General features: G+C 75.3%; 4 protein-coding genes. 2 read left to right on the top strand and 2 right to left on the bottom strand.

The genetic code is table 11. The annotated features are described in order from the left end of the window. Positions 1 to 59 precede the first annotated feature (59 nt). Positions 60 to 269, bottom strand: coding sequence for an MbtH family protein (locus tag ACIQPQ_RS23370; RefSeq protein WP_401306590.1), 210 nt, complete (start codon positions 267 to 269; stop codon positions 60 to 62). Further along, the gene (locus ACIQPQ_RS23365) at positions 270 to 19,811 is read right to left on the bottom strand and encodes an amino acid adenylation domain-containing protein (protein WP_401306587.1); all 19,542 of its coding nucleotides are present in this window, start codon (positions 19,809 to 19,811) and stop codon (positions 270 to 272) included. A 174-nt stretch (positions 19,812 to 19,985) separates the two neighbouring features. Between ACIQPQ_RS23365 and ACIQPQ_RS23360 the strand changes: the two genes are divergently transcribed. After that, positions 19,986 to 21,026, top strand: coding sequence for a FecCD family ABC transporter permease (locus tag ACIQPQ_RS23360; RefSeq protein ID WP_401306584.1), 1,041 nt, complete (start codon positions 19,986 to 19,988; stop codon positions 21,024 to 21,026). Positions 21,027 to 21,258: 232 nt separating this feature from the next. Further along, positions 21,259 to 22,398 carry a FecCD family ABC transporter permease gene (locus ACIQPQ_RS23355; protein WP_401306581.1) on the top strand — a complete coding sequence of 380 codons (1,140 nt, stop codon included), beginning with the start codon at positions 21,259 to 21,261 and terminating at the stop codon, positions 22,396 to 22,398. Positions 22,399 to 22,477: the final 79 nt, after the last annotated feature.

The raw sequence follows: 22,477 nt of genomic DNA, 5'->3' as shown, positions 1-22,477 counted from the left end.
TGCGCGAAAAAAAGAGGGGGGCCGGTCCCGTCGGGACCGGCCCCCCTCTTCCGTTTCTCTCAGGCCTCCATGGCCTCCGCGAGGCTCCGGGGCCGCATGTCCGTCCAGTGGGTCTCGACGTACTCCAGGCAGGCGGGGCGGCTGTCGGGGCCGTGGACGGCGCGCCAGCCGGGCGGCACCGCCACGAAGTCGGGCCACAGGCTGTGCTGGTTCTCGTCGTTGACCAGGACGAGGTAGACGCCCTCGGGGTCCTCGAACGGGTTCGTCATCTAACGGTTCCTTCCTTCTCGCTCGTTCTGCGCGCCGCCGGGATTCTCCGCGCCGGACCTCTCCGCGCCCGCCACGAGGCCTTCGAGGGCCCGGTACCAGCTGTCGGCGAGGTCCTCGACGGTCTCCCGCGGCAGCAGGCCCTCCAGATAGGACCAGTGGGCGGACAGCACGGGCCCGTCGGCGCGGTCCTCGGTCACCACGTTGATGCTGAGGGCGTGGCCCTCGCGCATGGCCGCCTCGGAGCCGATGTCGGCCGCGTCCTCCTCGGGGGCGTACGACCAGTCGGTCTCCTCCGGGATGCCGAACCGGCCGAGGTAGTTGAACTCGATCCGCGCCTGCTCGTGCCCGGCGAGGACCTGGCGGGTGCGCGGGTTGAGGTGGCGCAGCAGGCCGTAGCCGACGCCGTTCGCGGGCAGCGACGCGAGGTGCTCGCGGACCCGGCGGACGGTGTCGGCGGCGGCCGGTCCGCCCGCGAACGCGTCGGCGGGGTCGGCGCCCCCGGTGTCCAGGCGGACCGGGTAGACGCTGGTGAACCAGCCGACCGTACGGGACAGGTCGACGCCGTCGCCGCCCAAGTCCTCCTCGCGGCCGTGCCCTTCGAGGTCGACGAGGATCGAGGTGTCCGAACCCCCGGTACGGCGGCGCCAGTCGGCGAAGGCGAGGGCGAGTCCGGCGAGCAGGACGTCGTTGACGGCGGCGCCGTAGGCGGCGGGGACGGCCGACAGCAGCGGTCCGGTGTGCTCGGCGGGCAGCCGCCGGACCACCTCGCGCTGGGTGGCGGCGGTGTCGCGGTCCGGGTCGGGCGCGCGCAGCAGGGGCAGCGGCTCGGTGCCGCCGTCCAGGACCGCGGTCCACAGCGGGAGTTCGGCCTCGCGCGCGGGGGTGCCGGCCTGCTCGGTGAGGAGCCGGGACCAGCGGGCGAACGAGGTCTCCACCGGGACGAGGTCGATCGGGCATCCGGCGGATCGGGCCTGCCAGGCCGCCGCGAGGTCGGGCAGCAGCACGCGCCAGGACACGCCGTCCACGACGAGGTGGTGGGCCATCAGCAGCAGGCGGCCCGGCGCGTCCCCGGCGTCGAACCAGACGGCCCGGACCATGTGGCCCGCGTCGGGGTCGAGCAGGGCCCGCGCGGCGTGCGCGTGTTCCCGTACGGTCTCGGCGAGTTCGGCGGGGGCGAGTCCGGTGACGTCGACCCGGTCCAGCCAGTCCGCCGCGTCGACGGTGCCGACGGGCGGCACGTGCAGCGACCAGTCCTCAGTGCTCTCGCGGGTGGGCCGTACGAGGGTGGCGCGGAGCAGGTCGTGGCGGTCGGCGAGCGCCTGGAGGACGGCGGTGAGGCCGTCGCGGGCCAGGGCGGCGGGGGTGCGCACCAGGGCGGCCTGGTGGTAGCCCGCGAAGGGGCCGCCGAGTTCGCGCAGCCAGTGCATGACCGGGGTGAGCGGGACGGAGCCGGTGCCGTCGTCGGCGGGGCGCGGGGTGCCGGTGCCGGCGGTCTCCGCGACGGCGGCCAGCGCGGCGACCGTGCGGTGGCGGAACACCAGGCGCGGGGTGACGCGCAGTCCGGCGGCGCGGGCCCGGCCGACGAGTTGCATGGCGACGATGCTGTCCCCGCCGAGGGTGAAGAAGTCGTCGTCCACGCCGACCCGTTCGAGGCCGAGGACCTCCGCGAAGACGGCGCACAGGAGTTCCTCGACGGGGCCGGACGGGGCCCGGCCGGTGGAGAGGGCGGCGAAGTCGGGCGCGGGCAGCGCGGCCCGGTCGAGCTTGCCGTTGGCGAGGTGCGGGAACCGGTCGAGGGCGACGACGGCCGCCGGGACCATGTGGTCGGGGAGGCGGGCGGCGACGTGGGCGCGCAGGCCCGCGGGGTCGGTGTCGGCGCCGGGCGCGGGCACGACGTACGCCACCAGCCTCTTGCGCGCACTTTCCTGATGAACCGTCACCAACGCCTGTCCGACGGTCGGGTGGGTGGTGAGGGCGGCCTCGATCTCGGCGGGTTCGATGCGGAAGCCGCGGATCTTGACCTGGTCGTCGGCGCGGCCGAGGTAGTCGAGGCGGCCGTCGGCGGTCCAGCGGGCCAGGTCGCCGGTGCGGTAGAGGCGGGAGCCGGGCGGGCCGAAGGGGTCGGCGACGAAGCGTTCGGCGGTGAGGCCGGGGCTGCCGAGGTAGCCGCGGGCGAGGCCGCCGCCCGCGAGGTGGAGTTCGCCGGGGACGCCGGGCGGGACGGGGGTGAGGCGGTCGTCGAGGACGTACGCGCGGGTGCCCGCCACCGGGCGGCCCACCAGCGGGCGGGCGCTGTCGCGGACCCGGCCGACGAGGGCGTCGACGGTGGACTCGGTCGGCCCGTACAGGTTGAACGCCTCGGTGCCCTCCAGGGCGGCCAGCCGCTCCCAGAGCGCGACCGGGACGGCCTCGCCGCCGACGCCGACCACGGCGAGCGGGCAGGTGCCGTCGCGCAGCAGGCCGCTGTCGGCCATCTGCGCGAAGAACGACGGGGTGACCTCCAGGAAGTCCAGCCCGTCGCGGTGGACGGCCGCGGTGACGAGGTCGGGGTCGCGGCGGGTCTCCTCGGAGAGCACGTGCACGCAGTGCCCGTCGAGGAGCCACAACTGCGGCTGCCAGGACGCGTCGAAGAAGAACGACCAGGCGTGCCCGACGCGCAGGTGCCGGCGCCCGGCGGCCTCCCGCGCCGGGAGGTACAGCGTCTCGCGGTGGCTGTGGAAGAGGTTGCCGAGCGTTTCATGGGTGACGACGACGCCCTTGGGGCGGCCCGTGGAGCCGGACGTGTAGATGACGTACGCGGGGTGACGGGGCGTCAGCGGCGCGGTGCGGTCGGTGTCGGTGAGGTCGGCCGGGTCGAGGGCGGCGACGCGGGCCTCGGTGGCGGGGTCGTCGAGGAGCAGGGCGTCGGTGCCGGGCGGCAGCGCGGCGGCCAGGTCGCGGGTGGTGAGGGTGAGGACGGGCCGGGCGTCGGCGAGGACGTCGGCGGTGCGCTCCACCGGGGCGTCCGGGTCGAGCGGCAGGTAGGCGGCGCCCGCCTTGTGGACGGCGAGGAGCGCGACCAGGAAGCGGGTGGTGCGGGGCAGGGCGAGCGCCACGAACCGTTCGGGTCCGGCGCCGGACGCGACGAGCAGCCGGGCGAGGCGGTTGGCGGCGGCGTCGAGGGCGGCGAAGGTCAGCTCGGTGCCGTCGCCTTCGGAGGCGACGGCGGGGCGGTCGGGGTGGCGGCGCGCCTGCTCCGCGAACAGGGCGGGCACGGTGGTGGGTTCCCCGGCGGGCGCGGTGCTGTGCCAGCCCGCTTCGAGCCGGGCGCGTTCGTCCGCGCCGAGGACGTCGACGGCGCCGACGGTGAGGTCCGGGTCGGCGGTGACGGCGCGCAGGATGCGGCGCAGCCGGTCCGCGAAGGACTGGGCGGTGGCGTGGTCGAAGAGGTCGGCGCTGTACTCCAGGGTGCCGTCCACGCCGCCGCCGTCGCCGCGCTCGACGAAGTCGAAGGAGAGGTCGAACTTGGCGGTGGTGCCGGTCACTTCGTCGCGGTGGCCGGTCAGACCGGTCAGCCCCGGATCGTCACCGCTGTCGTCCCCGGCGGCGGCGAGGTGGACCACCATGACCTGGAACAGCGGGTGCCGGGCGAGCGAGCGGGCCGGGTTCAGGACCTCCACCAGCCGCTCGAACGGCACGTCCTGGTGGTCGAAGGCCGCCAGGTCCGACTCCCGCACGCGGGCCAGGAGTTCACGGAACGTCGGGTCGCCGGAGGTGTCGGTGCGCAGGACCAGCGTGTTGAGGAAGAAGCCGACGAGGTCGTCGAGACCGGCGTCGGTGCGGCCCGAGATGGGGCTGCCGATCGGGATGTCGTGTCCGGCGCCGAGCCGGGTGAGGAGGGTCGCCACCGCGGCCTGGAGCACCATGAAGACGCTGACGCCGTTGTCGCGGGCCAGGGTGTGCAGGGCGGTGCCGAGCGCGGCGTCCAGGGAGAGGTCGGCGGCGCCGCCCCGGTAGGTCGCCTCCAGCGGGCGGGGCCGGTCGACGGGCAGCGCCAGCTCCTCCGGCAGCCCGGCCAACGCCTGCTTCAAGTACGTGAGCTGACGGGCCGCCAGGCTGGTGGGGTCCTTCTCGTCGCCGAGGACCTCACGCTGCCAGAGCGTGTAGTCGGCGTACTGCACCGGCAGCGGCGTCCACCGCGGTGCCCGGCCCTCGGCGCGGGCCGCGTAGGCGAGGGCGAGGTCGGTGTGGAGCGGGCCCTCCGACCACTCGTCCCCGGCGATGTGGTGCAGGAGCAGCAGCAGCGTCCACTCCTCCTCGCCGGTACGGAACACGTGGACGCGCAGCGGGAGTTCGCGGTCCAGCGCGAAGCCGTACTCCCCCGCTTCGGCGAGGAGTTCGGGCAGCAGGTCCGCGTCGGTGTCGGTCACCGCGAACGGGACGCGGACCTCGTCGGGCGCGAGGACGTGCTGGCGGGCGCGGCCCGCGTCGTCGGGGAAGACCGTGCGCAGCGTCTCGTGGCGGACCACGACGTCGTGCACGGCCGCCTCCAGCGCGGCCACGTCCAGCGCGCCCGTGAGCCGCCACGCGGACGGGATGTTGTACGTCGCGCTGGGCCCCTCCACCTGGTACAGCACCCACAGCCGCTGCTGGGCGGAGGACAGCGGCAGTTCGGCGGGCCGTTCGCGGACCGTGAGCGCGGGGCGGCCGGTGCCGCCGTCCTCGGTGAGGACGCGGGCGAGGCGGGCGACCGTCGGCGCGTCGAACACGGTCCGCAGGGACACCTCGGCGCCGAGCGCGGCCCGGATGCGGGCGGTCAGCCGCATGGCGAGCAGGGAGTGACCGCCGAGGGCGAAGAAGTCGTCGTCGACGCCGACCTCGGGCACGCCGAGGACGGCGGCGAACGCCTCGCCGAGAAGGTCCTCGCGCGGGGTCCGCGGGCGGCGTCCGGAGCCGCTCGCGGCGAGGTCGGGCACGGGCAGCGCCTTCACGTCGAGCTTCCCGGCGACGGTCCGCGGCAGCGCGTCGACGGCCACATAGGCGGTCGGCACCATGTGCGCGGGCAGCGCGGCGGCGGTGTGGGCGCGCAGCAGCGCCGGGTCGGGCGCGCGTCCGGCGGCGGGCAGGACGTAGGCGACGAGCCTGCGCACGCCGGGGGTGTCCTCGCGGACCACGACGGCGGCGGTGGCGACGTCGGGGTGGGTGGCGAGGTGCGCCTCGATCTCCCCGGGTTCGATGCGGAAGCCGCGCAGCTTGACCTGGCCGTCGGCGCGGCCGAGGAACTCCAGGGAGCCGTCCCGGCGGCGCCGGACGAGGTCGCCGGTGCGGTACATGCGGTCGCCGGGCGCGCCGTGCGGGTCGGCGGTGAAGCGTTCCGCGGTGAGCGCCGGGCGGCCGAGGTAGCCGCGGGCCAGGCCCGCCCCGGCGAGGTACAGCTCGCCGGTGACGCCGACGGGGACGGGCCGCAGGGCGGCGTCGAGGACGTGGGCGCGGACGTTGTCGAGCGGCGCCGCCCAGGAGCCGTCGGCGTCGCTGTGCCAGCCGTACGCGTCGACCGCGTTCTCCGTCGGCCCGTACAGGTCGTGGACCTGGACGCCGGGCAGGGCGCGCAGCCGCTCCCACAGCGGGGCGGGGGTCGCCTCGCCGCCGACGGCGATCACGCCGGGCAGGGGGGCGCCGTCGGTGAGGAAGCCGTGGTGGATCAGCTCGCGGAGGTAGGTCGGGGTGACGTCGAGGAAGTCGACGCGTTCCCGGCCGAGGTGGGCGAGGAGGGCGGCCGGGTCGGCCATGACCGCCTCGTCGGTGACGTGGAGTTCGTGCCCGGCGAGCAGCCACAGCAGTGGTTCCCAGGAGCCGTCGAAGCTGAACGAGGCCGCGTGCACGGCCCGCAACGCGTCGCGTCCCAGGGCGCGTTCGGCGGGACGGATCAGGTCGTCGCGGTGGGCGGCGAAGAGGTTGCTCAGACCACCGTGGGTGCCGACGACGCCCTTGGGCGTGCCGGTGGAGCCGGAGGTGAAGATGACGTACGCGGCGGAGGCGGGGGTGAGGGCGGGCGCCGGGGCGGTGACCGGGGTGGTGGCCTCGGGGTCCGGGGCGCCGGTCTGCGCGTCACCGGTCGCCGGGTCGCCGGTGTGCGACGCGCCGGTCTGTGCGTCGCCGGTCTGCGGGTGGCCGTCGGTGTCGAGGAGAAGCAGCGGAGTGCCGTCGGGCAGCTCGGGTGCCAGGTCGACTGTGGTGAGAACACAGAGCGGTGCCGTGTCGCGGAGCATGAACTCCTGCCGCTCCACCGGAAGTCCGGGGTCGAGCGGGAGGTAGGCGGCGCCGGAGGCGAGGACGCCGAGGAGCGCCGGGACCATGAGGTGGCGGGGCAGGGCGAGGGCGACGACGCGTTCGGGGGCGGCGCCCCGGTCGCGCAGGGCGCGGGCCACCGCGTCGACCCGGTCGCCGAGCGCGCGGAAGGTGAGGCGGGCGGTGCCGGTGGCGAGGGCGGGCGCGTCGGGCCGCTCGCGGACGACGTCGGCGAGGATCTCGGGGACGGTGCGGGTCTCGGCGGGACGGGTGGTGTCGTTCCAGACCGTGGCGGCGGCGGTGCGCTCGGCGTCGGTGAGGACGTCCACGGCGGCCAGCGGGCGGGCGGGGTCGGCGGCGACCTGGCCGAGCAGGGAGAGCAGACGCCCGGCGAGCGTGGCGGCGGTCTCCTCGTCGGTGAGGTCGGTGGCGTACTCCAGGAGGAGCGCCATGTCATGGCCGGGGCCGTGGTCGACGAAGGTGAAGTCCAGGTCGAACTTGGCCATGCCGTTGTCCATGTCGAACCACTCGGTGGCCAGGCCGAAGAGGTCGGGGTCGCCGTCCGGCCGGTGGTGGTAGCCGAGCATGACCTGGAAGAGCGGGTTGCGGTCGGCGGCGCGGACCGGGTTGACGGCCTCCACGACCCGGTCGAACGGCACGTCCTGGTGCTCGAAGGCGGCCAGAGCCGCTTCCCTTACGCGGCCGAGGAGTTCGGCGAAGGTCGGGTCGCCGGACAGGTCGGTGCGCAGCACGAGCGTGTTGACGAAGAAGCCGACCAGGTCGTCGACGGCGCTGTCGGTGCGGCCCGCGATGGGCGCCCCGAGCGGGATGTCGTCGCCCGCGCCGAGCCGGTGCAGCAGGGCGGCGGTGGCGGCCTGGAACAGCATGAACATGCTGACCTGGTGGGTGCCGGCCAGCGTGCGCAGGACGTCGGCGGTGGTGTCCGGGAGCGTGGCGCGGACGACGGCTCCGCGGCCGGTGACGCGGGCGGCTCGGGGGCGGTCGAGCGGGAGCGGGATCTCCTCGGGGAGTCCGGCCAGTGCCCGGGTCCAGTGGGCGAGCTGGGTCTCCTCGGTCTGTGCGAGGAGGCGTTCCTGCCAGAGGGTGTAGTCGGCGTACTGCACGGGCAGCGGCGCCCAGTCGGGGGCCCGGCCCGCCGCGCGGGCGGCGTAGGCCCGGTCGAGGTCGGCGAGGAAGGGCCGGTCGGACCACTCGTCGGTGGTGATGTGGTGCAGGACGACGGCCACGACGTGGTCGTCGGCGGCGAGCCGCAGCACCTCGGCGCGGACCGGGAGGTCGGTGGCGAGGTCGAACGGGCGGCGCTGGGCGCGCTCGGTCCACTCCGCGATCGCGTCCTCGGTGCCGTCGGTGACCCGGACGTCGGGCGCGATCCCGCCGGGCGGGGCGATCCACTGGTACGGCTCGCCGTCGGCCTCCACGAACCGCGTGCGCAGCGTCTCGTGACGATCCGTCACATCCTGGAGGGCGGCGCGGAGGGCGTCCAGGTCGAGGGCGCCGCGCAGGCGGGACACCAGGGGGAAGTTGTAGGCGACGCTGTCGCCGGTGATGCGTTCCACGAGCCACAGGCGGCGCTGCGCGGCCGACAGCGGGACGCGCTCCGGGCGGTCGGGGGCGGCTTCGAGGACGGGCCGGGCGGGCTTGCCGGTGGCCGCGCGCAGGGCGAGCGTCTCCGGGGTGGGCGCCTCGAACAGGTCGCGGATGGCGAGTTCGGCGCCCAGTTCGGTGCGGGCGCGGCTGATGAGCCGGGTGGCGAGCAGCGAATGGCCGCCCAAGTCGAAGAAGTTGTCCTCCGCGCCGGTCCGGGGCAGCCCCAGCACCTCGGCGAACAGGCGGCACAGCACCTCCTCGACGGGGGTGCGCGGGCCGCGGCCCGCCGAGAGGGCGACGGCCGGTTCGGCGTCCGGCAGGGCGCGGACGTCGAGCTTGCCGTTGTCGTTCATGGGCAGGCCGGGCAGGACGACGAAGGCGGCGGGCACCATGTAGGCGGGCAGCCGCTGTCCGAGGTCGTCGCGCAGGCGCCGGACGAGGGCGGTGTGACCGCGTCCGGCGGCCGGGGTGTTGGCGTACGGGGCGTCGCCGCGGTCGGCGCGCGGCCGGTACAGGCCCGTCGTGCGGGTCTCTTCGGTGCCGGGCACGAACACGGCGTCGTAGTGGCCGAGTTCGTCGGACCAGGTGGTGAGCAGCCGGTGGCCGAGGGCTTCTGCCGTCTCGCGCAGGTCCTCCGGTTCGACGCCGGTCGCCCCGACGCCCGCCGGGCGGCCGGTGTCGAGGGCGCGCAGGCCCGCGAGGTCCCCGGCGGTGCGCGGGTCGGGCACGCGGCGCACGCGGAGCGGGCCGGTGCCGTCGAGGCGGGCGCGCAGGGCCTGGAGGCCGCTCCAGTCGACGGCGGGGACGTCGGCGAGCGCGGGCACGCCGGTGCCGTCGGGGGTGGCGTGCAGGACGACGTCGTAGCGGTAGCGGGTCAGTTCGTTGTGGTGACGGCCCGCCTTGGTGCGCAGGTCGACGCCGACGCCGAGGGTGGTGAACCAGTCGGGGTCGACGAGGAGTTCCTTCTCCAGGGCGAGGCCGCGCTCGACGGCCCGGCGCAGTGCGTCCGGTGCGGCGTCGGCCCCGGCCCGCGCGACCTGGATACCGGCCTGGAAGACGCGGGCCTGCCGCAGGTCGCGGATGTCGCCGAGGAAGAGGGAGCCGCCGGGGGCGAGGAGGCCGAGGGCGCCGCGGATGACCTGGTGGAGGTGGTCGAGGCTCGGGAAGTACTGGACGACGGAGTTGATGACGACGGTGTCGAACCAGCCGGTGGGCAGTCCGTCGGTCACCTCGGCGGGCTGGCAGCGCAGTTCGACCTTGCCCGCGAGCGCCGGGTCGGTGGAGACGCCCTCGGTGAGCTTGCGGATGACGGGGGCGGCGAAGTCGGTCGCCCAGTACGCCTCGGCGTCGGGGGCGAGTTGGGAGAGGAGGAGGCCGGAGCCGACGCCGATCTCCAGGATGCGGCGCGGGCCGAGCGCGCGGATGCGGGCGACGGTGGCCTCGCGCCACTCCCGCATGCCCTCCACGGGGATGGGGGTGCCGTCGTAGGAGCTGTCCCAGCCCGCGAAGTCCTCGGTGAACAGGGCGGTGCCGATCTCGGTGTACTCGGCGGAGTAGATCTCCTGCCATTCGCCGATCTGCTCGGCCTCGGCGGACGCGCGGGCGGCGGCGTCGGGTTCGGCGGGGACGACGTAGCCGACGAGGCGCTTGGTGCCGGGGGCGTGGACGTCGTCGCGGGCGAGGACGGCGGCCCGCGAGACCTCCGGGTGCTGGGCGAGGGCGGTCTCGATCTCGCCGAGTTCGACGCGGTAGCCGCGGATCTTCACCTGGTCGTCGGTGCGGCCGAGGAAGTCGAGGTTGCCGTCGGGGCGGCGGCGCACGAGGTCACCGGTGCGGTACAGGCGCTCGCCGGGCAGGCCGTAGGGGTCGGCGACGAAGCGTTCGGCGGTCAGGCCGGGCCGGTCGAGGTAGCCGCGGGCCAGGCCGACGCCCGCGATGTACAGCTCGCCCGGTACGCCCTCGGGGGCGGGCCGCAGCCAGGTGTCGAGGATGCGGGCGCGGGTGGCGCGGATCGGGCGGCCGACGGTCGGGGTGGCGCTGTCGAGGGTGCCGCCGCCGAGGGTGTTGATGGTGTACTCGGTCGGCCCGTACAGGTTGTAGCCGTAGGTGCCGTCGGTGTCGCGCAGGGTGTTCCACACGGTCTCGGTGACGGCCTCGCCGCCGAGCAGCACGAGCGGCGGCCGGTGGCCCTCCAGCAGGCCCTCCTCGATGAGGAGATGGGCGTAGGTGGGGGTCACGTTGACGACGTCGACGCGGTGTTCCTCGCAGTACGCGACCAGGGCGGTGGCGTCGCGGCGCAACTCCTCGTCGCAGATGTGCACTTCGTGGCCCTCGACGAGCCAGAGCAGCTCCTCCCAGGACATGTCGAAGGCGAAGGAGACGGTGTGCGCGATGCGCAGCCGCCGTCCGCCCGCGGAGGCGATCGCGGGGGCGAAGATCTCCTTCTGGTGGTTGAGCTGCATGTTGGTCAGACCGGCGTACGGCGTGACGACGCCCTTGGGGCGGCCGGTGGAGCCGGAGGTGTAGATGACGTACGCCGGGTGGTCCAGGCTGAACGTCACCTCGACCGGGGCGGCGGAGCGGGCCGCGAGGTCGGCGGCGGTGTCCGGGGCGTCGAGCAGCAGGCGCGGCAGGTCGCCGGTGAGGCGTTCGGACACGGCCCGGTTCGACAGCAGGAGCAGCGGGCGGGCGTCGGCCAGCATGGCGGAGAGCCGGTCGTCGGGGTGGTCCAGCTCCAGCGGCAGGTAGGCGGCGCCGGTGCGCAGGACGGCGAAGAGGGCGACGACGGTGTCGAGGGAGCGGGGCAGGCCGAGGGCGACGACCCGCTCGGGTCCGGCGCCGTGCGCGATCAGCAGCCGGGCCAACCGGTTGCAGGCGGCGTCGAGTTCGGCGTACGTGAGGGTGGCGTCGCCGAAGACGAGGGCGGTGGAGTCGGGGGTGCGGGCGGCCTGCGCGGCGAGCAGGTCGGCGACCGTCTCGTGCGGGACGGGCTGCCGTTGGGCGGCGTCCTCGCGGGCGAGGCGCGCGGTCTCCCGCAGCAGGGCGGTGTCGAGGGTGCCGACGGGCGCCGACGGGTCGGCCACCAGGCGTTCCACGAGGAGGACGAAGCGGTCCAGCAGGGCGCGGGCGTAGGCGTCGTCCAGCAGGTCGGGCCGGTAGGCGAGGGTGACGCGGACCCGGTCGCCGGGGGTGACGACGAGGTTGGCCGGGTAGTGGGTGGCGTCGACGTTGGCGACGGCGGTGGCGCCGTGCCGGTCGCGCAGCTCCGCCAGCCGCTCGTCGGTGTCGGCGTTGCGGAGCACGAACAGCGTGTCGAAGAGCCTGCGGTGCCCGGTCTCGGCCTGGAGCACGCCGAGGCCGAGGTACTCGTAGGGCATGAGCGCGAGGCGTTCGCCCTGGATGCGGCGGAGCAGGTCGATGACCGGTTCGCGCGGGTCGAGGGCGACGCGGGCGGGCACGGTGTTGAGGAACATGCCGATGACGTTCTCGACGTCCGGGACCTCGCTGGGGCGTCCCGCGACGGTGGTGCCGAACGCGACGTCGGTGCGGCCGGTGACGGCGGCCAGGGTGAGCCCCCAGGCGGCGTTCAGAACGGTGTTGGCGGTGAGGCCGTGACGGCGGGCGGTGTCGCGGAGCCGGTCGGCGGCCTCGGGCGCGAGGACGGCGTCGAGCTGCTTGGGGATCACCGGTTCCAGGCCCCGGTCGGAGACCGTGGGGGCCAGCAGGGTGGGCTCCTCGAAGCCGCTCAGGGCGGTGCGCCAGGCGCGGGTGGCCTCGGAGTCGTCCTGGTGCTCCAGCCAGGTGAGGTAGTCGCGGTACGAACCGGGCCGGTCCAGGCCCCACGGGTCGCCGCCGTTCTCGTAGAGGGCGAAGAGCTGGTCGAGGAAGAGCCAGGCGGACCAGCCGTCCCAGAGGATGAGGTGACGGCCGATGACCAGGCGGTCGCCGCGGTCGGCCCCGAGGCGGACGAGGAGCATGCGGAACAGCAGCGGGCTGGTCAGGTCGAAGCGGCGCGAGCGCTCCTCGTCCATCAACTCCCGCAGCCGTACGTCCTGTTCGGCGGGGTCAAGGGCCGAGAGGTCGACCTCGGTGAGGGGGATCCCGGCGTCCCGCACGATGAACTGCACGGGCTGGCGCAGGCCTTCGCTGGTGAACCCGGCGCGCAGGCTGGGGTTGCGGGCGAGGAGGGTGCGGGTGGCGGCGGTCAGCCGGGCGGTGTCGACGCGTTCGGCGAAGTCGAAGGACTCGTGGACGGTGTAGACGTCGAGGACGCCGTCGTCGTAGGTGGAGTGGAAGAACAGACCTTCCTGGAGCGGCGCGAGGGGCCAGACGTCCTCGACGCGGCCGGGGGCGAGCCGCTCGACGCGGGCACGCTCCTCCTCGGTGAGGGCGAACGCCCCCTCCACGGTGGCCGGTTCGGCGGGGGCGGCGGACTCGTGGAGGCCGGCCGCGGCGGCGAGGGCGGCCGGGGTGCGGTGCTCGAAGACGTCGCGCGGGCCGATCGCCAGGCCCGCGCGGCGGGCGCGGCTGGAGACGGCGATGGAGGTGATGCTGTCGCCGCCGAGCAGGAAGAAGTCGTCGTCGACCCCGGCGTCGGGGAGCTTGAGGACGGCCGCGAAGATCTCCGTGAGGACCTGCTCGCGGGGGCCGCGCGGCGCGCGGGCCTCGGCGCGGACGGCGCGCGGGGCGGGCAGCGCGGCCCGGTCCAGCTTGCCGCTCGGGCTGAGGGGCAGCGCGTCCAGCGTCACCCAGGCACCCGGCACCAGCGCGGCGGGCAGGAAGGCGGCGACGGCGTCCCGCAGGGCGCTCACGTCGGCGGGCGCACCGCTCCCCCGGGTCCCGGCGGCGTTCTCTTCCGCACCGGCGACGGTCCCGGCGACCGCAGCGGCTCCGGTGGCGGGGACGACGTAGGCGACGAGGGCGTTGTCGCGGACCGTCACGGCCGCCTGGGCGACCTCGGGCAGGGCCGTCAACGCGGCCTCGATCTCCCCGAGTTCGATCCGGTTGCCGCGCAGCTTGACCTGCCGGTCGGTGCGGCCGAGGTACTCCACGACGCCGTCGGCGCGGCGGCGCACCAGGTCGCCGGTGCGGTACATGCGGCTGCCGGGCGGCCCGTAGGGGTCGGCGGTGAAGCGCTCCGCGGTCAGGCCGGGGCGGGCGTGGTAGCCGCGGGCGAGCTGGACGCCGGTCAGGTACAGCTCGCCGGGGACGCCGTCGGGCACCGGGCGCAGCGCGGTGTCGAGGACGCGCAGGCTGGTGTTCCAGACCGGGCGGCCGATCGGCACCGCCGCTCCCGTACCGGTCGCGGCCGTCGGGTCGAAGGGGTGGTGGGTGACGTCGACGGCGGCCTCGGTGGGGCCGTACAGGTTGTGCAGCGGGACACCGGTCAGGGCGTGCCAGCGGGCGGCGGCGCCGACGGGCAGCGCCTCGCCGCTGCTGAGGACGCGGCGCAGGGAGGCCGCCCAGGAGGCGTCCTCGGTGACCTCGTCGGCCTGGAGGAAGGCCTCCAGCATCGACGGCACGAAGTGCATCGTGGTGACGCGTTCGGCGCGGACGAGTCCGGCCAGGTAGGCGGGGTCGCGGTGGCCGTCGGGCCGGGCGAGCACCACGGCGGCGCCTTCGAGGAGCGGCCAGAAGAACTCCCACACCGACACGTCGAAGCTGGACGGCGTCTTCTGGAGCACCCGGTCGTCGGCGGCCAGCCCGTACGCGTCCTGCATCCACGCGAGCCGGTTCACGATCGCCCGGTGCGTGACGACGACACCCTTGGGGCGGCCGGTGGAACCGGAGGTGTAGATGAGGTAGGCGGGATCGTCGGGCCCGGCCGTACGTACGGCGGCCCCGGCCTCCCCGGTCTCCCCTGCTTCCCCGTCGCCCACTGCGACTGCGTCGGCTACGTCGGCTACGTCGGCTACGTCACCGTCGGCACCCCGCGCTCCCCGCGCGTCCCCCGTCTCCTCCGCGTCGAGGATCAGCACCCGGGCCGGATCGGTGCCCTCGGGGAGCCGGTCGGCGGTGGCGGCGAGGGTGATCACGGTCGTGGCGCCGGAGTCGTCGAGCATGTGGGCCACCCGGTCGGCCGGGTAGTCCAGGTCGAGCGGCAGATAGGCGGCGCCCGCCCGGAGCACGCCGAGGAGGGCGACCATCAGCTCCGCCGAGCGGGGCACGGCGACTGCGGCGAACGTACCGGGCCGGGCCCCGCGCGCCCGCAGCCGGACCGCCAACGCCTCGGCGCGCGCGTCGAGTTCGGCATAGGTGAGCGAGGTGTCGCCGAAGACGACGGCCGTCGCGTCGGGCGTACGGCGGACCTGGTCCGCGAACGCGGCGGCGAGGGTGGTCTCCGGGACCTCGCGCGTCTCGCCGTGCGGGTGGGCGCGCAGGGCCTCGTCGGGGGTGAGGAGGTCGAGGGCGGCGACGGGCCGGGACGGGTCCTCGGCCAGCGCCTCCAGGAGGCGGGACAGCCGCTCGCCGAGCGTCCGGACGTACTCGGCGTCGAGGCGTTCGGCGTGGTGCTTGAGCCGCAGGTCGAGGCGGCGGCCGGGCTTGACGATGAGGGCGAGCGGATAGTGCACGGCGTCGTTGAAGGCGTCGGCGGTGATGCGGACCGTGCCGGTGGCGTCGCTGAGGTCGTGCTCGGCCGGATAGTTCTCGAACACGACGAGGGTGTCGAAGAGTTCGCCCTCGCCCGCGTGGCCGGTGAGGCGCTGGATCTCGGCGAGGCCGAGGTGCTGGTGGTCCAGGAGGCGGGCCTGCTCGTCCTGGAGACGGGTCAGGAGCGCGCCGAGCGTCTCCCCCGGAGCCCAGGTCAGGCGGGTGGGCAGGGTGTTGATGAAGAGGCCGACCATCGAGGCGATGCCGTCGACCTCGCCGTCGCGCCCGGACACCGTGGTGCCGAACACGACGTCGTCGCGGCCGGTGAGCCCGCCGAGCAGCAGACCCCACGCGGCCTGGACGACGGTGCCCAGGGTGACCCCGTGCTCACGGGCCCGCTCCGCGAGCAAGGACGTGGTGCGCTCGGGGAGTTCGAGGCGCACGTGCGCGGGGCGTACGGGGCCGGCGGCGGCCGGGGCGGTGACCAGGCGGGTCGGCTCGTCGAGCCCGGCGAGCGCGTCGCGCCAGGTGGCGCGGGCGGCGTCGCGGTCCTGCCCGGCGAGGCGGCGCAGGAAGGCGCGGTAGGGGGTGACGTCGGGCAGCGGCGGGGCGTCGGTGCCGTAGAACGCGAGGAGTTCGCGGTGCAGCACCGGCAACGACCAGCCGTCGGCCACGATGTGATGGAACGTCAGGACCAGACGGCTGCGGTGGGCGCCGAGGCGGACCAGGGCGCAGCGCAGCAGTGGGGGCGCGGCGAGGTCGAACCCGGCGGCCCGCTCCTCCTCGGCCACGGCGTCACCGAGTCCGTCACGCAGCTCGGGCGTCCGCGCCGACAGGTCGACCTCGCGCCAGGGGAGTTCGGCGGTGCGGGTGATGACCTGGACGGGGGTGCCGTCGGGGCGCTGGCGGAACGCGGCGCGCAGCGGGGCGTGGCGGTCCAGGAGGCGCTGGGCGGCGCGGCGCAGGAGGGTGGCGTCGACCGGGCCGGTGAGGTCGAGGATCTGCTGCACGACGTAGATGTCGGCGGGGGTGCCGGAGGCGGTGCCGGTGTGCGGCGTGGCCGTGCCGTCGATGCCGCCGGTCAGGGCGTGGAAGAAGAAGCCCTGCTGGAGCGGGGTGAGCGGGAGCAGTTCCTCGATGTCGAGGGGGTGGGTGCCCTGGATCTCGGCGCGTTCGGCGGTGTCGGCGTCGATGAGCGGCGCGTCGGCGGTCGCGGTGCCGCCGGGGAGGGTGTCGTCGTCGGTGCGGACGGCGGCCCGCGCGAGGGCCTCGGCGGTGCGGTGGCGGAACACCTCGCGGGTGGTGAGCCGCAGGCCCGCCTCCCGCGCGCGGACGAGGAGCTGGATGGCGGTGATGCTGTCCCCGCCGAGCGCGAGGAAGTCGTCCTCGGCGGTGACCGACTCCAGGCCCAGGACCTGCGCGAACAGCCCGCACAGCAGCTTCTCGCGGGGGGTCTGCGGGGGGCGTCCGGAGCTGAGGGCGGCGTAGTCGGGCGCGGGCAGGGCCCGGCCGTCGATCTTGCCGCTGGGGGTGACCGGGAGGGCGTGCAGGGGCACGAAGGCTGCCGGGACCATGTACTCGGGCAGCCACTCGGTGGCGTGCGCGCGCAGCGTCCGCATCAGGGCCGTCACGTCCCGGAAGGGGGCGGGGCGGTTGGCGTGCGGGAAGCGGGCGGCGGGCCGGTGCGGGCGGTACAGGCCGGTGAGCAGGGCACCGGCACGGGCCCCGGACTCCCCCGGCTCGCCTGTCTCGCCCGACGCCCCTGAGCCGACCTGGACGGAGCCCGGCACGGAGCCCGGACCGGTGGCCGGGGCCGGGACGAAGACCGTGTCGAACGCGCCGTCGTCGGCGGCGCCGTTCCACGTGTCGACGGTGATGAAGCCGTGCGCGGCGGCCAGCGCGCGCAGGGCCTCGGGGTCGGCGCCGGGGGTGTCGGCGCGGCTGCTGCCGTCGACGGCCCGCAGGTCCGCCAGGTCCTCGGTGAGGCGGGCGTTGGGTATCCCGGTGACGCGCAGCCGGGCCGGGCGGGCCGTGAGCAGCGCGGTCAGCCCGTCGGTGCCGCCCGCCTCCGCCCAGGAGACCTCCCGGCCGTCGGCCACGGCGTCCACCGGACCCGCGGAACCTACGGAACCCGCGGAACCCTGAGGGTCCGGAGTGTCCGTGGCGTCCGCCGAGGGCGTCAGCACCACGTCGTACCGGTAACGGCTCAGCTCGTTGTGGTGCGTGGCCCGCTTGAGGCGGATGTCGGCGTCGAGGCCGTCGAGGGAGGCGAAGAAGTCGGGGTCGAGGAGGAGTTCGTTCTCCCAGCGCACCGACCGCTCGACGGCGTCGCGCAGGACGCTCTTGTCCTCGGGCCCGGCGTCCCCGGCCTGCCCGGCGCCCCCGCCGAGCCGACGGGTCTCGACCGCCGCGCGCAGGGTGCGCAGCAGCCGCAGGTTGCGGACGTCGCCGACGACGATCCGGCCGCCGGGCGCGAGCAGCGCGGTGACCCGGCGCAGGACGTCGGCGAGGTAGGCGGCGTCCGGGAAGTACTGGACGACGGAGTTGATGACGACCGTGTCGAACCAGCCGGTGGGCAGGCCGTCGGTGTCGTGGGCGGGGCGGGCGCTCAGCTCGACCTTCCCGGACCACTCGGGGACGGTGTCGAGTTGGGCGCGCAGGGCGGCGATCGCCTCGGTGGAGAGGTCGGTGCCCCAGTACGCCTCGCAGTCGGGGGCGAGGGCGGACAGGATGAGTCCGCTGCCGACGCCGATCTCCAGCACCCGCCGGGCGTCGGTGAGTTCACGGATGCGGTCGACGGTCGCGGCGCGCCACTCGCGCATATCCTCGACGGGCAGCGGCCGTCCGTCGTACATGCTGTTCCAGCCCGCGAAGTTCTCGCGGAACCCGGAGCCGTCACCGGTCGCGCTCGCGCCCTCCGATCCGGCGGCGCTGTAGAGGAGTTCGTGCAGGGCGCGCCACTCCTCGACGCGCTCGTGGGCGCCGCTGTCCCCACCGCCCGGACCGTCCGTGCCCTCACCGTCCTGCGCGTCGCCGCGCGGGGCGTCCAGCGCGGGGACGACGTACGCGGCGAGGCGGCGGTCGCCGGGCCGGTCCTCGCGGGCCACGACGGTGACCTGGTCGACGGCCGGGTGGGAGCGCAGCACCGACTCGATCTCGCCGGGCTCGATGCGGAAGCCGCGGATCTTGATCTGGGCGTCGGCGCGGCCGAGGAACTCCAGCCGCCCGTCGGAGCGGCGCCGGACCAGGTCGCCGGTGCGGTAGAGGCGTTCGCCGGGGGCACCGAACGGGTCGGCGACGAAGCGCTCGGCGGTCAGGCCGGGGCGCCCGTGGTAGCCCCGGGCGAGGCCGCCGCCGCCGAGGTACAGCTCACCCGTGACGCCGGGGGCGACGGGCCGCAGCCGGTCGTCGAGGACGTAGGCGCGGGTGCCGGGGTCGGCGACGCCGATGGGGACGATCGAGCCCGCGGGGATGTCCGGATCGCACAGGCCGAGCGTGGAGTTGGTGGTGGCCTCGGTGGGGCCGTAGGCGTTGAACATCATCCGGCCGCGGGCGTAGCGGCCCACGAGTTCCGGGGAGACCCGCTCGGTGCCCGCCAGCAGGGTGGCGGTGGGCGGGAGTTCGACGTCCTCAGGCATCGCGGCGAGCAGCGCGGGCGGCAGGATCATGAAGGTGATGCCGTGCCGGTTCGCGTAGTCGGCCAACCCGGCGCCGGGCACGCGCAGTTCGGCGGGGACGACGACGAGACGGCCGCCGGAGAGCAGGCCGAGGCAGAGGTCCCAGAAGGCGACGTCGAAGCTGGGCGAGGCGAACTGGAGGACCCGGCTGTGCGGGCCGATCCCGAACCGTTCGCGCTGGGTCGCGACGAGCCCCGCGACCCCGGTGTGGGAGAGCAGGACGCCCTTGGGGCGGCCGGTGGAGCCCGACGTGTAGATGACGTAGGCCGCGCCGAGGACGCGCAGGCGTGTGCCCCGGTCGCTGTCGGTGGGGTCGTGGGCGGGGCGGTCCGCCAACTCGGCGGCGGTGCCGGGCGCGTCGAGCGCGAGGGTGGTCATGCCGGGCCGCTCGGGCAGGTCGCGGACGGTCTCGGCGTCGGTGACGAGGCAGACGGGCGCCGCGTCGTCGAGCATGTAGGCGATGCGGTCGGCCGGGTAGTCGTGGTCGACCGGCAGATAGGCGGCGCCCGCCTTGAGGACGGCGACCTCGGCGACGAAGAGGTCGATCGAGCGGGGCAGCGCCAGCGCGACGATCCGCTCGGGGCCCGCGCCGCGCGCGAGCAGGGCGTGCGCCAGCCGGTTGGCGCGCGCGTCGAGTTCGGCGTACGTGAGGGACTCGTCGGCGAGGACCAGGGCGACGGCGTCGGGGCGGGCGCGGACCTGCTCGGCGAAGAGGTCGGGCCAGGTACGGACCGGGACGGTGTGGTCGGTGGCGTTCCACTCCTCGACGACCTGCCGGTACTCGTCGGCGTCCATCAGGGCGAGCCCGGTGACCGGCGTGGCGGGCCGGGCGAGGGCGTCGGTGAGCAGGGTGCGGTAGTGGCCGAGGAGCCGGTCCACGGTGGCGGCGTCGAAGAGGGCCGGGGCGTAGGTGGCCCGCAGTCCGTCGGGGCCGGTCTCCACCAGCAGGTCGACGGGGCCGGGCAGTTCACCCGCGGGGCGGCCGGGGGTGGCGAACGCCACGTTGAGGAAGAGGCCGCCGCCGCGGGTGGGGCGCGGCGCCAGCTCGTCGACGAGGAGCGCGGTGGGCACCCGGTGGGTGACGGCGTCCTCGTGGGCCTGGCGGACCCGCCGGACGAGTTCGGTGAAGTCGGGGTCGTGGGCGGCGGAGACGCGCAGCGGCAGCCCGTCGTGGCCGACGGTGAGGTCGACGGCGGCGCCGTAGTGGTGGAGCAGGGCGGCGAACGCGGCGAGCTGCTGCGTGTCGGAGGCGTCCGGCAGGGGGCCGGTCAGCGTGCGGCTCGCCCGGTCGGGGTCCGGCTCCGAGGGGTGCGGCCGGTCGAAGGGCAACGCGGTCTCGGCGGGCGGCGGAGTGAGCGTTCGACGCCAAAAGGCCAGCACTTCTTCGGACCCGCACACAGCAGCGTGCCTCCCCAGGCTTCGTTCCCGGCCCTGAGCCGGAGGATCGGGCTCATAGTAAGGTAAGGGTTACCTTCATTCCCAGGGTGACGCCCTGGTGGCCGTGTGATGATCAGTGCGCGGGCGGGTTATTTCGGCCTAGAGTTAAGGCAAGCCTGACCAAAGGAAGTTGACGTGGGGACCTCTGAGGTCCGGGCGGCCACGGGCCCCCGCGCGGTACTGCTGCTCTCGCTCTCCGGTGCCGTCCTCGCACTGCTGTGCGCGCTGTCGATGGCGTACGGCGCCCTCGACGTGCCGCTGCGGCAGGTCTGGGACACCCTCCTCGGGGACGCGCCCAACGCCCGTGTGAGCAACGTCATCTGGTCGGTGCGGCTGCCGCGCACCGCGCTCGCCCTGGCGACCGGGGCCGCGCTCGGCCTCTCCGGCTCGCTGATGCAGGCCCTGACCCGCAATCCGCTGGCCGACCCCGGCATCCTCGGGGTCAGCGCGGGCGCCGCCTTCGCCGTCGTCCTGTCGGTGGGCGTGCTCGGGATCGGCTCGGTGTACGGCTACATCTGGTTCGCGTTCGCGGGCGCGCTCGGCGCGAGCGTGCTGGTCTACGTCCTGGGCGGGCTCGGCCGGTCCGGCTCCACGCCGGTCAAACTCGCCCTGTCCGGCGTCGCGGTGACCTCGGTGCTGTTCTCGCTGACCAGCGCGATCGCCCTGACCGACCCCGACGCCCTCAACCGCTACCGCTTCTGGTCGGCGGGTTCCCTCGCCAACCAGGACACCGATGTCCTGCTGCGGGTCCTGCCCTTCCTCGCCGTCGGCGCCCTGCTGGCCCTGGCGAGCGCGCCCTCGCTCAACAGCCTCGCGCTCGGCGACGACGTGGCGACCTCGCTCGGCCTGCGGCTGGGCCTGGTGCGTATCCAGGGCGTGGTGGCGGTGACGCTGCTGACCGGCGGGGCCGTCGCCGTGATCGGCCCGGTGGTCTTCGTCGGCCTGGTCGTCCCGCACATCGCGCGCGTCCTCGCCCAGTACGCCGGACTCGGCCCCGACCACCGCTGGCTGCTGCCCCTCTCGGCGATTCTCGCGCCCTGCCTGCTGCTGGCCGCCGACGTGGTGGGCCGGGTCGTCGACCGCCCGGTGGAGATCCAGGCCGGGGTGCTGGTCGCCTTCATCGGCGGCCCGTTCTTCATCGCCCTGGTCCGCCGACGCCGCCTCGCGGAACTGTGACCGTGCGCCCCGGACCCGCCGGACGACCGGCCCCTCCTCCCGCACCGGGCCCCGGCGCGTCCCGCCGCGCGTCCGCCCGCACGGCGCACGCATCCCGTACGGCCCGCTCGCCCCGCACGGCGCCCCCGCTCCGTACGGAGACCTCGCCCCGTACGCCGCGCACGCCCGGTACGCCCGTCGCGCACGGTACGTCCCAACCTCCCGTCCGTCTCGCTCCAGGGAGCCGCACGCCATGACGACCCAGCTCACCCCGGCGGGCCGGACGGACCCCGGCGGCCGGAAGGACACCGGGCCCGGCACACCGGCCGACGGCACCCCGGCCCGGCGGACCGCGGGCCGGGTCGTGTTCCGGCTGGCGGTGCCGCCCGTCTCCGGCGTGGTCCGCCCGCGGCTGCTCGCCGTGTCGCTGCTGCTGGCCGCCGCCGCGTTCGCCGCGTTCTGCGTGGAGACGGCGGTCGGCGACATCGCGCTCCCGCTGACGGACGTCGCGAAGGCGCTGTTCGGCGCGGCCGACCCCGGCACCCAGCTGATCGTGGACGAGCTGCGGCTGCCGCGCTCGCTCGCCGGGCTCATGGTCGGCATCGCGTTCGGCGTCTCGGGCGCGCTGCTCCAGGCGATGACCCGCAACCCCCTGGCCAGCCCCGACATGATGGGCATCACCCAGGGCGCGGGCGTCGCCGTCGTCGCCGGGATCGTCCTCGGCTGGGACGGCGGGCTCAGCACCGGCGCGCTCGGCCTGCTCGGCGCGCTCGCCGCCGCCGCGATCGTCTACGCCCTGGCCTGGAAGCGGGGCACCACCGGCTACCGGATCGTGCTGGTCGGCGTCGGGGTGTCCTGGATCTGCACCAGCGCCACCGACTACCTCATGGCCCGCGGCCAGCGCTTCCAGGCGCAGGCCTCGCTGGGCTGGCTGGTCGGCAACCTCAACGGCCGCACCTGGAGCCAGATCCAGCCGCTCGCGGTGGCCCTGGCGGTGCTGCTGCCGACGGCGCTGCTGCTCGGGCGGCTGATGCGGACCCTGGAACTCGGCGACGACGTCGCCCGCGGCCTCGGCACGCGGGTGCAGTCGGTGCGGGTCGGGGTGCTGCTCGTCTCGGTCGGTCTCGTCGCGTTCGGCACCTCGGCGGCGGGCCCGATCGCGTTCGTGGCGCTCGCCGCCCCGCAGGTCGCGCAGCGGCTGGCGGGGACCGCGTTCCCGCCGCCGTTCGCCTCGGGCCTGACCGGCGCCGTGATGGTGCTGGGGTCCGATCTCGTCGCCCGCAAACTGATCCCCGACACGGAACTCCCGGTCGGGATCGTCACGGGGGTCCTCGGCGCCCCCGTCCTGCTGTGGCTGCTCGTCCGCGCCAACCGCGCCGGTTCAGGAGGCTGAAGACGTGTCATCGACCGACAAGGGGCTCCCCGCCGGGCCCGGCGCATCCGGCGGGCCCGGCGCCCTCCCCCGCACCGAC

The sequence above is a fragment of the Streptomyces sp. NPDC091281 genome (genome assembly GCF_044757425.1).
In the GTDB taxonomy this organism is placed as follows: Bacteria; Actinomycetota; Actinomycetes; order Streptomycetales; family Streptomycetaceae; genus Streptomyces.
Note: the sequence above shows the minus strand (reverse complement) of the source record. Positions and strands in the feature narration are given on the sequence as shown.

Bases quoted from the DNA above. Each gene is read 5' to 3' on its own strand.
- ACIQPQ_RS23370 (WP_401306590.1), bottom strand. From the start codon at position 269: ATGACGAACCCGTTCGAGGACCCCGAGGGCGTCTACCTCGTCCTGGTC.
- ACIQPQ_RS23355 (WP_401306581.1), top strand. From the start codon at position 21,259: ATGACGACCCAGCTCACCCCGGCGGGCCGGACGGACCCCGGCGGCCGG.